Origin of the sequence: Thalassotalea euphylliae, from assembly GCF_042682785.1 — a bacterium.
Lineage (GTDB): Bacteria > Pseudomonadota > Gammaproteobacteria > Enterobacterales > Alteromonadaceae > Thalassotalea_F > Thalassotalea_F euphylliae.
Genome location: NZ_JBHUIB010000001.1, coordinates 42,474 through 55,666, shown reverse-complemented (window position 1 = coordinate 55,666; position 13,193 = coordinate 42,474). Strand labels below are relative to the sequence as shown.

General features: G+C 41.1%; 11 protein-coding genes. 5 read left to right on the top strand and 6 right to left on the bottom strand.

What is annotated here, in order from left to right:
* Positions 1-130: 130 nt before the first annotated feature.
* Positions 131-973, top strand: a complete 843-nt coding sequence (locus ACFSJY_RS00235; protein ID WP_386029903.1) for an HDOD domain-containing protein — start codon at positions 131-133, stop codon at positions 971-973.
* Positions 974-1,038: 65 nt separating this feature from the next.
* Here ACFSJY_RS00235 and rdgC read toward each other — a convergent pair whose 3' ends face one another.
* Both rdgC and ACFSJY_RS00225 read right to left on the bottom strand, forming a co-directional pair.
* Positions 1,039-1,968, bottom strand: coding sequence for a recombination-associated protein RdgC (gene rdgC, locus ACFSJY_RS00230; protein WP_386029901.1), 930 nt, complete (start codon positions 1,966-1,968; stop codon positions 1,039-1,041).
* Positions 1,969-2,084: 116 nt separating this feature from the next.
* Positions 2,085-3,827 (bottom strand): sensor histidine kinase, encoded by a 1,743-nt coding sequence (locus ACFSJY_RS00225; RefSeq protein WP_386029899.1) that lies wholly within the window; start codon positions 3,825-3,827, stop codon positions 2,085-2,087.
* Between the two features lie 322 nt (positions 3,828-4,149).
* On the opposite strand from ACFSJY_RS00225, the gene ACFSJY_RS00220 reads away from it, so the two are divergent.
* The 4 genes from ACFSJY_RS00220 (at position 4,150) to ACFSJY_RS00205 (ending at position 8,464) form a co-directional block, all read left to right on the top strand.
* A complete protein-coding gene (locus ACFSJY_RS00220) occupies positions 4,150-5,073 on the top strand; it encodes a porin (protein ID WP_386029897.1) in 924 nt (307 codons plus the stop codon).
* 178 nt (positions 5,074-5,251) lie between these two features.
* The gene (gene phoB / locus ACFSJY_RS00215; protein ID WP_386029895.1) at positions 5,252-5,947 is read left to right on the top strand and encodes a phosphate regulon transcriptional regulator PhoB; all 696 of its coding nucleotides are present in this window, start codon (positions 5,252-5,254) and stop codon (positions 5,945-5,947) included.
* A 4-nt stretch (positions 5,948-5,951) separates the two neighbouring features.
* Positions 5,952-7,253, top strand: a complete 1,302-nt coding sequence (gene phoR / locus ACFSJY_RS00210) for a phosphate regulon sensor histidine kinase PhoR (protein ID WP_386029893.1) — start codon at positions 5,952-5,954, stop codon at positions 7,251-7,253.
* Positions 7,254-7,498: 245 nt separating this feature from the next.
* Positions 7,499-8,464 carry a PstS family phosphate ABC transporter substrate-binding protein gene (locus ACFSJY_RS00205; protein ID WP_386029891.1) on the top strand — a complete coding sequence of 322 codons (966 nt, stop codon included), beginning with the start codon at positions 7,499-7,501 and terminating at the stop codon, positions 8,462-8,464.
* A 68-nt stretch (positions 8,465-8,532) separates the two neighbouring features.
* Here ACFSJY_RS00205 and ACFSJY_RS00200 read toward each other — a convergent pair whose 3' ends face one another.
* From ACFSJY_RS00200 to ACFSJY_RS00185, 4 genes are all read right to left on the bottom strand, one after another.
* The gene (locus tag ACFSJY_RS00200) at positions 8,533-10,047 is read right to left on the bottom strand and encodes a Ppx/GppA phosphatase family protein (RefSeq protein WP_386029889.1); all 1,515 of its coding nucleotides are present in this window, start codon (positions 10,045-10,047) and stop codon (positions 8,533-8,535) included.
* Positions 10,048-10,050: 3 nt separating this feature from the next.
* Positions 10,051-12,174 carry a polyphosphate kinase 1 gene (ppk1, locus tag ACFSJY_RS00195; RefSeq protein WP_386029887.1) on the bottom strand — a complete coding sequence of 708 codons (2,124 nt, stop codon included), beginning with the start codon at positions 12,172-12,174 and terminating at the stop codon, positions 10,051-10,053.
* 94 nt (positions 12,175-12,268) lie between these two features.
* On the bottom strand, positions 12,269-12,766 hold the full coding sequence (locus tag ACFSJY_RS00190; RefSeq protein WP_386029885.1) for a glycine cleavage system transcriptional repressor: 498 nt from the start codon (positions 12,764-12,766) through the stop codon (positions 12,269-12,271).
* Positions 12,767-12,798: 32 nt separating this feature from the next.
* Entirely contained in the window at positions 12,799-13,182 is a 384-nt protein-coding gene (locus ACFSJY_RS00185; protein ID WP_386029883.1) for a PilZ domain-containing protein, read from the bottom strand.
* Between the last annotated feature and the right edge of the window lie 11 nt (positions 13,183-13,193).

The following is a 13,193-nucleotide window of genomic DNA, read 5'->3' as shown; positions in this document are numbered from 1 at the left end:
TTACAGCGCTTGAAATAGTTGAGCTGTAACACTTCTCAACTATTTTGAAAATAACGCTTGAAAATTATTAGCTTATCGAATTGTTTTTGTGCTAACTTTTAATTAAGCCTGCGAGCAACAAGGATACTATATGTCAACAGAGAACGCGCTTTACACCATACTTGTTGAAAAAATAAAACAAGATGCACTGGTTTTACCTACCTTACCTGAAATTGCTTTAAAAGTTCGAGAAGCGGCTGACGATCCCGAGATTAATTTGAATCAAATGAGTGACATCATTGCGCAGGATCCAGCGTTGTCACTGGGTATGTTGAAAGTGGCAAATAGTGCGGTAATGGGCCGCTCTGTGAAAGTTGAGACAGTGAACCAAGCTGTGACTAGGATAGGCTTACGCCAAATTAAAAGTATCGCAACCGCAATGGCAATTGAGCAGGTGTTTGTGTCGGAAAATGATATTGTCGCCATGTACTTGAAAAAGTCTTGGGAAAAGACAGTTGACGTTGCATCGGTAGCAATTGCTTTGATGACCTTTTTTACAAAAGAGCATAAACATACATCACTAACACTAGACACATTGACTTTAGCTGCCCTGATTCACAACATTGGTGTGCTACCTATTTTAACAGAGGCGGAAAAGCATCAAGACGTCTTTGCAAACCCGACCTTTTTGCAACAGGCTATTATCAAACTTGGTAGTAAAGTAGGTGCAGAAGTGACTAAAGCATGGGGATTTTCTGAAGAGTTTACTGTACTAGTAGAAAGTTGGAGTGACCTGACAATATTGCCGTCTGAAGCGCATTACCTAGACTTTATTCGTGCGGGTGCTATTTACCATGGCGTATTTAAAAATCCGTCGACACAAGAAGCACTTTTACGGAGCTTTGTAGCGAAAGACATTTTGCCGGATGAAAACTTTATGGATTCGGATGAATTCAAAGAAATGTACGAGGGTGCAAGATCGATGTTTAGCTAAATGCTAAATGTTCACCTAATAAAAAAGGCGCTGTAGCGCCTTTTTTATTGGATGGTTCAGCAATATTACTTGCTATCTTCATCAAGATAATCTGTCGTCTTTAAAGAGAACTGCGCTAACAAATCAACAATAAAGCGGTTTGTTTCACCTGCCATCAATGCAAAGTCTGCATCGAGACGAGCGATAATATCGTCTTTATCGATATCGTCGTTTTGCTCGTGCAATACATCAAAGAACTTTAATTTTTTCACGGCTAAATCATCACATAAGATACATGACATCGCGTCATCCCACTCTAATGCAATCTTAACGGCGAACTTCTCATTATCGATGTGGTTTTTAATTTCTTCACTAGTAAGGTCTTGGTTTTTAACGCGAATGACTGCTCCGTCATCACCTAATGCATTAAATTCTGCTTCCATACCTAGTTGGAAGTTATCACCTAAGTTTTGCTCGGTGATCCAATCAGTCATGATTTCATCTGGTGCTTGATCAGGGCTAAAACTTGTCACAGGCAAGGTGCCAAGAACTTTACGAAGCAGTGCGAGAAAATCTTCTGCTTTACCTCGAGAGCTTGAGTTGATCACAATCAAGTTGTGAGCAGGCGATATATAGCCATGGGTGTCATTAATGCGGCTAAACGCGCGAGGTAATAATTCAAACGTAATATCTTCTTTGAATTGTTCTTTTTCTTTCTTTGTTGCGCTACGGCCGTGTTCTTCTTCTAACTTCGCACAGCGTTCTTCAAGCATTTCTTTAATGACCGGTGCAGGTAACATTTTCTCTTCTTTACGTGCACAAAGAAGGAAGTTTCCGTTTGCAGCGTGCACTAAGGTATTGCCGTGCTTGCCTAATGCATTCACCCAACCAAAGTGAGACTGCTCTGTTGATTTACAAGGCGTGTAAGGATGCTCACCTAAGTGTTTTTCTAAGTCTTGCTCAGACCACTCAAATGGACGAGTGAAAGCAAAGAAGTATAGGTTTTTAAACCACATGAATGCGTTCCTTTTTACGGAGAGAATTTTTTAACGGACGGCATCATACCTTAAATAGATCTGAGGATCATCCGTTAACTGATGAGTCGCAAAAGTGCGTTAAATACTTAGGCAATTTATCGCATATTGGCAAATTCGATATCGAAAGTAATGCCTTGGCCAACATCACTTATAACATCAATTTTGCCGCCCAAGGTGTCGGTGACTAGGGAGTGGATAATATGTGTTCCAAGACCTGAACCGCCGTCAGATGCTTTGGTGGTATAAAACGGATCAAACAACTTAGGTAAGGCATCCTTTGGCACACCTTTACCGTTGTCATGATAGCGTAAGCGAACCATGTCGTTTTGATAACTGATATCGATTCTAATTTCGCCGCGATTCATATTCTCAAAACCGTGGATTATCGAGTTAATGATTAAATTCGTGATAATCTGAGCGATAGCACCAGCATGAACGTGCACATCTATATTGTCGGGACAATTTACTTTGACACTGTGACTAGTTTTCTTGAGCTTAGGGTGCAGCGATTGGATTATCTCATCGACATATTTTGCAAGATTGATTTGGCGAATTTTGTCACTGGTTTGGTCGACAGCCACTTGCTTATAACTTGAAATTAGCTCAGACGCCCGTGATAAGTTGTTCATGAGCAACTCAACACTTTGATTCGCATTTTTGATGAACTCTTCCATACCGCGTTTTGTGATTGATTGCTGTTCAACATCTTGCTTGATCTTACCGAGTAAATCGGCCAAATAACTTGTCGAGGTTATGCTTACACCTATCGGTGTGTTAATTTCGTGAGAAACCTCTGCCGACAAATTACCAAGTACCGCCATTTTTTCGGCATCCAATAAGCGCTCTTGTGCCTTGTTTAACTCTAAGACTGACTCTTTTAAGTCTCTGTTGGTTTGCGTTAATGTTAACTCTGTTTGGCGGCGACGATTGTTTTCATCCGTTAACTTGTCTTGTTGCTGAAGTAGTTCACGTTGTTGCATTTCCATTTTCAACATAGTGGTGCTCAGTGATGATGTTTTCTTAGCTACTTCTTGCTCTAACAGTAAGTTCTGCTCGTCTAAACGCTGATTGGCATTAACGAGTTCCCCTTGAGCAAAGGCAAGCTTTTCTTTGAATTGCACAAGCTCGTCAATGAGGTTGTTGTAGGCGTCCTCTAACACATTTAACTCATTCTTCTCGAAGCTCATGGTATGTAATTTAGATGCTTCTGGGTCTTCCAAGTCGAGTTGGTTTATTTGGTCAGTCAACTCGTTCAGTGGCGTAGTTAGTAATTTGTTGAAGGCTAGTGAGAACAGAAATACTAGGGCAGCTGTTTTCACCATTGCATTGCCTATAAGGAAATACAGGCCCACTTCTATACGGTCGAAAATAACTTCGTTACTCGACAGTAGGGTAACCGTGCCGACCTTAGTCGTTCGCCCTGAAAACTCAAATATTAGTGGGAATGTGTGGCCGAATAATCGGCCCGAAATCGCATTCATATTTGTGGTGTTGCTGTTTTCAGAAGCTTGTTGATAGTCGAAAGACAGGTCATCACCGATTTCACCAAGCTGTGTGATGACTTGGTTGTTTTCATCCGTGACTTTTATGCCTTTAATCATTGGAATGGCGACCAGTCCGTTGGCAATATCAATCGCTTGTTGGGTATTTAATTCCCATACCGCTCGGGTCAGACTGCCACTAAAGGTTTGTTCTAGGGTAAGTAGTTCGCTGTTAATATGGCTTTTAGCATTAAAGTATTCTGCAAAAATTTGCACGCCAGTAACGATAAGCGTCAATAAGAAGTAGAGCGAGAGTACACGTGACAATAGCTTGCGAGAAATACTGGTAACTTTCATTTACTGCCCTTGAATTTGAAACCTTGCTTATTGATTTTAGACATTTTGCTTCAGCTTAACAGACTTTTTATTAGCTAACTTGCTGTTTTCACACTAGCAAAGCGGCGAAACCTACATTTTTTACTATATTTAGTCGTATAAATAGTGACTTACAGTGTTAAGTTGTCATTATTTTGTAGCAATAATGAAACAAGAGTTACATAAAAGTTACATCAAAAAGTAACTAAACCTTAAAAAAAAGTACACAGTGTAATAAAAGTGTCATAAAGGGTTGTCACAATGCGCGGCAATTACATGACCTCATGACTTGAAAGGTATAATTATGAAATTCACTAAGCAAGCAATCGCATTAGCGGTTCTATCAGCCTCTTCATTTGCTGCATCGGCAGCTACTGTAGATGTATACGGTAAAGCTAACTTAACGTTGCAAAGCTCAGATGAAGGTGACGGCTCTTTCACAGAAATTAAAAGCAACGCGTCACGCATCGGTTTAAAAGGTACTCACGATCTAGGTAACGGCCTTTCAGTGGTTTACAAGGCTGAATTCCAAGTAGACATGGATGGTGATAGCGATGACAACATTGATGATCGTAACCAGTATGTAGGTCTAAAAGGTAACTTCGGTGAAGTACTTATCGGTAAAAACGATACAGTATTGAAGCAGTCTCAAGGTAAAGTTGACCAATTTAACGACCTTAACGGCGACATCAAAAACCTTTGGAAAGGTGAAAACCGTATGTCAGACAGCTTGACATACAAATCACCAAAATTCTCAGGTTTCCAACTTGGTTTAACGTACATTGCAGAAGACAGTGTTGACGCTGAAGACGGTATCTCAGCAGCTGTATTCTACGGTGACCCAGGCCTTAAAAAATCTAAACTATTCGCTTCTGTAGCTGTAGACTCAGAAGTAAAAGGTTATGACACAATGCGTGCTACTGTATCTGGTAAAGTTGCAGGTTTCACACTAGGTGCAATTGTACACAACCAAGAACCTGTTGATGGCGGTGCTGAAACTGATGGTTTCCTAGTTTCTGCAAAATATGGCCTAACAAAAGAGTTGTCATTAAAAGGTCAACTTCAAACAGCAGATACGGATGGCGGTGATGACAAGAGTGGTTTCACTTTAGGTGCTGACTACAAGCTAGCTAAAAGCACTAAGTTGTTTGCTTTCTACACGACGTTCGACATGGACAGCGGTGCAGATGAAGACTACGCAGCGGTAGGTATTGAATACAAGTTCTAATTCGAACCTATTTTAAGTTAAAATAAAAAAGTCGCTTTAAGCGGCTTTTTTCTTGCGTAATTTTCGATATTACATAATCATTTCATTTAATGCTTTTGATGTCATAAAAGTGTAATCAAAGTTTATCACAATGTTCTTAATCACAAGGGTTAATTAGGTTAATTCAGGTACATTTTGAATGAACAGACAAATATTAGTAGTTGAGGACGAAGCACCAATCAGGGAAATGATCACATTTGTGCTTGAGCAAAATGGTTTTAATGCTATTGAAGCACAAGATATCGATCAAGCGATGAGTAAAGTCGAAGAGCCATACCCTGACCTGATTCTTCTGGATTGGATGTTGCCTGGCGGCACTGGTGTGAAGCTAGCAAAAACTTTGAAGCAAAATGAATATACACGTAATATTCCTATCATCATGTTAACTGCGCGAGCAGACGAAGAAGACAAGGTGAAAGGTTTTGATGCGGGTGTAGACGATTACGTGACTAAGCCTTTCTCGCCGAAAGAGCTAATAGCACGTATCAAGGCAGTTATTCGTCGAGTATCGCCTACTGCGCTCGAAGAAGCGATTGAGTTCCATGGTATGAAGTTAGATCCTGTTGCACACCGTGTTACGATCAACAACGAAGACTTAGACCTTGGCCCAACCGAGTTTCGTTTATTGCACTTTTTCATGACACACACTGAGCGTGTATACTCTCGCGAGCAGCTGCTAGATAACGTTTGGGGTACAAATGTATACGTTGAAGACCGCACTGTAGATGTACATATTCGTCGCTTACGCAAAGCAATCTCTGGCCACGGTCATGATGATTTCATCCAGACTGTCCGAGGAGCCGGCTACCGTTTTTCTGGAAAGGTAATTAATTAGCTGTATGCCATTTAGACTTTCGATCCGTCAAGTAGTCTCTCGACTGATCCTGATTTTCTCAATAAGTGCTCTATTAGGTTTCCTAGTAGGGCACATTTTGTTAGTAATGCTGCTAGCTGCTTTGGCTATCATTGCATATCAATACAAGCATATCTTTTTGCTATCAACTTGGCTTTGGAAGACAAAGTCTATCTCACCACCAGACGCTCAAGGGACTTGGGGTCGCTTATTTGACGGCCTAGATCGACTAGTTCGTAAATATCGTCGTAAGCAAAAACGCCTTAACGAGCGTTTGAGACGTTTTAGAGATGGTGCGGAAGCCATTCCTGATGCAGGGATCGTCATGGGCCAGGACCTAACGATTCAATGGGCGAACAAGCGTGCCGCACGTTTGCTAGGCGTTCGCTGGCCCAGTGATCAGGGACAACGTATAGACAATTTGTTACGTGCTCCAGAGTTTGCAGAATACCTAGAGAAGGCAAAATTTGAGTTACCTTGTATGCTTGCCAGCCCCGTAAACGCTGAAATTCAGCTTGAACTGCGTTTCATGGATTATGGACAAGAACATATTCTGTTGCTCGCACGCGATGTATCTAAAGTACACCGTGTCGAAGAGATGCGCAGGGATTTTGTGGCTAATGTATCACATGAATTGAAAACGCCACTTACAGTGGTTCGCGGTTACGTAGAAATGATACAGGCAACAGATGGAGAGTTTGATGCCCACTGGCAACAAGCTTTTAATACTATCGAAAACCAAGTAACGCGTATGGATCGCTTGGTTGAGCAATTGCTAGTGCTCTCTCGTGTTGAAGTCAATACGGAAGATGAAACCAAGCAAGTGCTTGTTGTGCCTGATATGCTGAATCAGTTGATGAAAGATGCCCACTGGCTCAATCAAGAAAAACACCATGAAATAACCGCTGATTTTGATGACAGAGTTGGTGTATTGGGTGTTGATACAGAAATTAAAAGTGCTTTTGCAAATCTGATTTCGAACGCTGTTGCCTACACGCAAGCCAACGGTAAGATTACGATAAGTTGGCAACGCTTTGGTAATAAAGCGAAATTCACAGTGAAAGATAACGGACCAGGTATTCGCCCGGAAGATGTTAATCGTCTAACTGAGCGTTTCTATCGCGTCGACAAATCACGTTCTCGCAATACTGGAGGATCTGGCTTGGGTTTAGCGATAGTGAAACATGTCCTGCATCATCATAATGCCGAACTCATTATCAGCAGTGAGTGGCGCAAGGGGAGTGAATTTTCGATTGTTTTTGCCGAAAGTTCTGTTGTGGAATTGTAAAACCTCTATATAACAGCACGTTAAGGTACTTGACCTAGCGTGCTCACTTCGTTTTTTTCTTCATCTACTCTATTTTCGTAATATGTCTGGCTGTAATATAAGTGTAATAAAGTGGAAATATAATCGTCACAATTGCTTTATATAGTAGTCACAAATCTTACACATAAGCCGTTTGAGTCATACTTGAAAAGGGTGCTCAAGCAGCTTTGCTGTTTAACATAAATATACGCTCATTGGAGATTATTATGAGTTTCAAACGTGCATTAAGCGCAATTGGTTTAGCAAGCTTAGTTAGTTTTTCTGCAGCTGCTATCGACAAAGATTTACCTGTATACCAAAAAACAAGCGGTATCTCTGGTAACTTATCTTCTGTAGGTTCAGATACATTAGCTAACATGATGACATTCTGGGCAGAAGAATTTAAACGTACTTACCCTAACGTAAACATTCAAATTCAAGCTGCTGGTTCTTCTACTGCTCCACCTGCGTTGACAGAAGCAACTTCAAACTTAGGTCCAATGAGCCGTAAAATGAAATCACGTGAAATCGAGTCATTCGAAAAGCGTTACGGTTACAAGCCTACAGCTGTTCGTGTTGCAATTGACGCATTAGCGGTATTCGTTCACAAAGACAACCCAATCGAAGGATTACGTATCGACCAAATCGATGCTATCTTCTCTAGCAACCGCAAATGTGGTGCTGCAGAAGATGCTGACCGTTGGGGTGACTTAGGTCTAGCTGGCGAGTGGTCAAACAAAGATATCCAATTGTACGGTCGTAACTCAGTATCTGGCACTTACGGTTACTTCAAGAAGAAAGGCCTTTGTAAGGGTGACTTCAAGAACACTGTAAACGAGCAACCAGGTTCAGCATCAGTTGTACAATCAGTATCAGCATCACTTAACGGTATTGGTTACTCAGGTATCGGTTACAAAACATCTGGCGTACGTGCACTTCCGTTAGCTAAGAAAGGCGACAACTTCGTTGAAGCTAACATGGACAATGCAGTGTCTGGTAAATACCCTCTGTCTCGTTACCTATACGTTTACGTGAACAAGCACCCTAACAAGCCGTTAGACCCAATGACTGCTGAGTTCTTAAAAATGGTAATGTCACAATCGGGTCAAAAGATTGTTGAAAAAGATGGTTACATCCCACTACCTAACTCGGTTGTTCAAAAAGAATTCAAGAAATTAGGTTTATCACTTTAATTTCTAATCGATAAAAAAGGCCAGCATATGCTGGCCTTTTTTGTGTTTACGTTTTTAGTATAAAGAGCTTATTGAAAGGCGAGCTTAATATTAAAAGGAATTAATTGTTTTGTTTCTTGCTGTAAATCTGCCGCAATAAGTGGTTTATCATCTAGCCAGCTATCTTTAAACTTTAATGTTAAGTTATCTCCATTGGCGACAAGCTTAACCTCTGCTTGTGCCGTTAATTGACGCTGCTGACAGAGTAAAATAGCAAGTCGAAATATAGCTAAAAGGCGGCATAAGTCCTCTTCACTCAGTTGGTTGTTACGCAACTCTTCTCCTGCTTGTATTTTTTTACGCTGATTGCCTACCAGCCATGCTAGAGCATGGTGCTGTTCAAGGTTAAAGCCTGGCATATCAGCATTTAAGATAATGTAGTTACTGTGTTTATGGTAAGCCGACGGGTTAATGTCGTAACCAATCTCGTGGAGTGCGATAGCCCACCCGAGTAGTTGTTTGTGAACTTTTTTATCTAACTGCCACATTACGCCGACTTGATTAAGCAAGTCCATCGCAACGCTTTCTACCGTTTCAATTTGATTTTGATCCGCGTTAAATCGGGTCACTAAACTTTGAACTGTTCGGTCACGAATATCTTTGACCGTGATAGATTCAAACTGTTCGCTTAATACACCCTCTCTTAAGGAGTAGTCGCAAAAACCCAAGCTATCAATATCTAGCATCTCAGCAATACCAATAATTATAGCTAAGCCGGGGGCAATAATTGGACGTCTAGATTCTTTCAGGTTATCAAGCTTGATATTGTCAGCGTGCCCAAAGTTTATAAGCTTGTCTTTAAGTCGATGTAACTCTTTCAGGGTAAAAGGCTTATCTTCACCGCGCAATTGATTGAGCTGGTTGTACAAAGCTTTCATGGTGCCGGAAGTGCCCAGTGCTTCTTGCCAACCGGCTTTTTTAAATCGCTTGATGTGAGACTCTATTTCTTGCTTTGCATGAATGATGGCATTATCAAATGCCTTTGTTGTGATGTCGCCACTGGGAAAATATTGGCGGGCAAAACTGACACAGCCAATGTTTAAACTGGTTAGCTGTTTTGTCTTGAGGTTTTTGCCTATAACGCATTCGGTACTTCCACCACCAATATCGATGACCAACCGCTGTGTTTCGGGCGGAAGATAATGACCAACGCCCTGGTAAATCAAACGTGCTTCTTCGTGCCCAGAAACGACTTCAATCTCAAAAGGAAATACGTTTTCAGCGGCTTTAATAAAAGCTTTAGCGTTTTTAGCCTGTCTTAATGTATACGTTGCAACGACACGAAAGTTAATGGGTGAGAGGTTTTCTGTGAGAGGGGCAATATCACTTAGTGCTTTTAGCCCTCGTTCAATAGCGTCGTTATCAAGAACGTCGTTTTCATCTAAGCCCTGAGCGAGGCGGACCCGATATTTTTCTGAATGTAATATTTGTAAGTTGTCATTAACGACGCGTGCAAATACAAAGTGAAAACTATTAGAGCCTATATCCAGGGCGCCTATATGGTAGGTATTGACGGGCTGTTCTGGGGTAGGCTCTATGCTCATAGTTTATTCCAATGCTTTCAGGTTTTTCTTATCTAACTTTTCTTGGGCAAGCAGGTAGTCGTATATCGCCATCTGCGACCTAATGGGTTCTTGCTTCCCAGCTTTGACGTAGGTGTTGTCTTGCGTGGCGTTAATAATTCGTGCTTTTTGATTATCTTGAAATTGAAGGTTTAACACGTCAATGATTCTGGTTTTTAACACGGGATCGTAAATAGGACAACCTACTTCTACTCGTTGATCGATATTTCGCTCCATCCAGTCAGCAGAGCTGATATACACCTGCTGGTCGCCATCGTTGTTAAATACCATCACGCGTGGGTGCTCGAGGAACTGGTCTACAATCGAAATAATGTCAATGTTATCACTAACGCCACTAATACCAGGCACTAACGAGCACATGCCACGGATTATCATGCGTATTTTTACGCCCGCTGCACTGGCTTTATATAATCTGTCGATGAGCCCCTTGTCCACTAGGTTATTTACTTTGAGGGTAATAGCTCCAACCTTGTTTTCTTGCGCCAGAGCAATTTCATTGTCGACAAGTTGATAGAGTCTACGACGAGAAGTGAGTGGTGAAACAATTAAGTGATTGAACCTAAATCGTTTGTAACTGTGCGCGATAAACGAAAATACGTTGTCGACTTCTTGTGCTATTTCTTTGTGCTTGGTAAATAAAGAAAAGTCGGTGTAAATACGAGCATTTTTTTCGTGAAAGTTACCTGTACCAATATGGGCGTACTTCACCACTTTTTCATTTTCAATGCGGGTAACAATGCATAGTTTAGAATGCACTTTTAATGATTCAATACCAAATTCGACATGAATGCCGGCGTCCTTCATTCGCTTCGCCCAGCCGATGTTAGCCTCTTCATCAAAGCGCGCTCTGAGCTCAACTACAACGGTCACTTGCTTACTGTTTTTTACTGCTTCTATCAGTGAGTGAATGATTTCTGACTTCTTGGCAACTCGGTAAATATTTATTTTTATATGAGTAACAGCGGGGTCATATGAAGCCTGGCGGACGAAATCAGTAAAATGACGGAATTTATGATAAGGGTAGTACACCAATACATCGCCGTTTGAAATCGCATCAAAAGCATTGTTGAAGTGCACAAAACGTTGCGAGTCCAGTGCTTCTATTTCTTGCTTTTCAAGTGATTCATCGCCTAAGTTAGGAAAACTGATGAAGTCTTTAAAATGGCGGTAACGAACGCCGGGTACTAGGTTGTTTTCATCCCTTACCTTTAACGCTTTTTTCAAAAACTTTAACATGTATTGCGGCATATGACGGTCGTAGCCGAGTCTAGCTGGAGCCGCATGCAGTCGCTGTTTTAAGCCTCGCGACATTTTATCTAGTAAGCTTTGGTCTAGTTCGTCATTTAAATCATACTCAGCATCACGAGTTAGTTTAACTGAATATGCATCTATATCTTCGTACTCAAAAATACCGCTAAAGATATCATCTAAAAAGTAGTGAACAATATCGTCTAGCATTAGTACCCGCTGAACTGTTTCTCCTTTATCTTTAGGGAGAATAATGAAACGGTTAACCTCTTCACGTGGAATTTCAATCAGTGCAAGTTGTACATCGTCGGCTTGCTTTAATCCGACTAGCAGATAAATACCATCATCATCCAAACAGCGGGCTAAGTGGGTATTTGAAGAGATTATAATAGGCGTTATATGGCGAATAACTTGATGATTGAAAAAGGTCTGAAGCCAATTTTTTTGTTTTTTAGTGAGCTGTTTCTTAAAGACCTTTGACTTTTCGTCATTGAACAAAAGCTCAATATTGTTATCTGCCAGCTCTTTAAATGCTTGGTTGGCGATAGGTTGGAATTTGTCTGTGAGGCGAGTGACTTTTTCGATGATTTCGTCTAGAAACTCTTGGTCGGCACTATGATCTGCTTGTGTGTCCTCTATATCCGCTTGTGCTAACAATATTTTGCGTCGCACATTAGCAACACGAACACGGAAAAATTCATCCAAGTTTGAAGAGTAGATACCTAAAAAGCGAATACGTTCAATTAGCGGTACATTAGGGTCTTGTGCTTCTTGTAGCACCCGCTCATTAAAAGATAGCCAACTAAGTTCCTTATCGAAATATATACGGGAGTCTTTCATCTATCGTAGGAAGTTTTCCAGAAAACCTTCAGACTATATTCATATTATGACACTAGTATGACTCTCATCATAAAAGTGTCATAAAAACGGTGAGTTAGCGACTAATATCAACCATTAAATCGTCTGCAATATTCTCGAGTGCTTCAACTAGCGCGTCAATTTTAACTTCATCGACGGCAATTTGTGCTTTCGCTTGAAACATCATTTGCCCTGTATGGGGTGCAGCGCCTTGTTTACTGACTAATTTTATTAGGTTGCCACCTTGGTGATGTACGACCGACGAAATGTCTTGGACGATACCGCCTCTATCGTTGGCAGTAAGTTCAAGTGTAATAGATGATTCGTTTGACGACGCTTCAGCGGTTGAAGTTTGCAACAATACCTGAAGGTCGGCAAAGTCATTTAACGCGCTTTTTATGGCTTCAGCGTCATCAGCTTGCGCAGATACTTCGATTACACCGGCGAACGAACCACTTAAGTGATGAAGACTACTGTTTTGCCAGTTACCATTGTGCTTTTTTACGATGTTGGATAATTGATCAACAAGACCTGGTTTATCCTTACCTAGAAAACTAATGACTAAATGCTGCATAAGGATCCCTCTGAAAATTATTGAGTTTTTGGTTATTGGGCTTTGGAAAGTTGGGAAAGTTCTTTTTCTAGTTGGTTTTCGTCGCCAAGGTTTAGTTCTACAAGGCGGCGAAGGTGAGTAACGCTATCAATATCAATGGCATTACACTGTAAGCCAATGGTGTCAGGTTCTTGGTGAACAACGGCAACGTGCATTTCAACTTCTGATTCATTGTCTGCTAGGGTGAAATTTAGAGAGCCAAGTTTCCCTTTAAGCACTAGGTCAGTCTCTGGTGAGGTCACTAGCGCACCATTTAGTGAGATATCATGAATGGATACAGGAAAGGTGTCGTCGTCGACATGAAGCATTGCCTTGATTGAAAAAAGAATGCGCGTAAATTGTCGTCTATTTTCCATTGTGTCCACAAGTTTTGCCATTGGTTAATTCT

Bases quoted from the DNA above. Each gene is read 5' to 3' on its own strand.
- phoB (WP_386029895.1), top strand. From the start codon at position 5,252: ATGAACAGACAAATATTAGTAGTTGAGGACGAAGCACCAATCAGGGAA.
- rdgC (WP_386029901.1), bottom strand. From the start codon at position 1,968: ATGTGGTTTAAAAACCTATACTTCTTTGCTTTCACTCGTCCATTTGAG.
- ACFSJY_RS00205 (WP_386029891.1), top strand. From the start codon at position 7,499: ATGAGTTTCAAACGTGCATTAAGCGCAATTGGTTTAGCAAGCTTAGTT.
- ACFSJY_RS00185 (WP_386029883.1), bottom strand. From the start codon at position 13,182: ATGGCAAAACTTGTGGACACAATGGAAAATAGACGACAATTTACGCGC.
- ppk1 (WP_386029887.1), bottom strand. From the start codon at position 12,174: ATGAAAGACTCCCGTATATATTTCGATAAGGAACTTAGTTGGCTATCT.
- ACFSJY_RS00200 (WP_386029889.1), bottom strand. From the start codon at position 10,047: ATGAGCATAGAGCCTACCCCAGAACAGCCCGTCAATACCTACCATATA.
- ACFSJY_RS00220 (WP_386029897.1), top strand. From the start codon at position 4,150: ATGAAATTCACTAAGCAAGCAATCGCATTAGCGGTTCTATCAGCCTCT.
- ACFSJY_RS00225 (WP_386029899.1), bottom strand. From the start codon at position 3,827: ATGAAAGTTACCAGTATTTCTCGCAAGCTATTGTCACGTGTACTCTCG.
- phoR (WP_386029893.1), top strand. From the start codon at position 5,952: ATGCCATTTAGACTTTCGATCCGTCAAGTAGTCTCTCGACTGATCCTG.
- ACFSJY_RS00190 (WP_386029885.1), bottom strand. From the start codon at position 12,766: ATGCAGCATTTAGTCATTAGTTTTCTAGGTAAGGATAAACCAGGTCTT.
- ACFSJY_RS00235 (WP_386029903.1), top strand. From the start codon at position 131: ATGTCAACAGAGAACGCGCTTTACACCATACTTGTTGAAAAAATAAAA.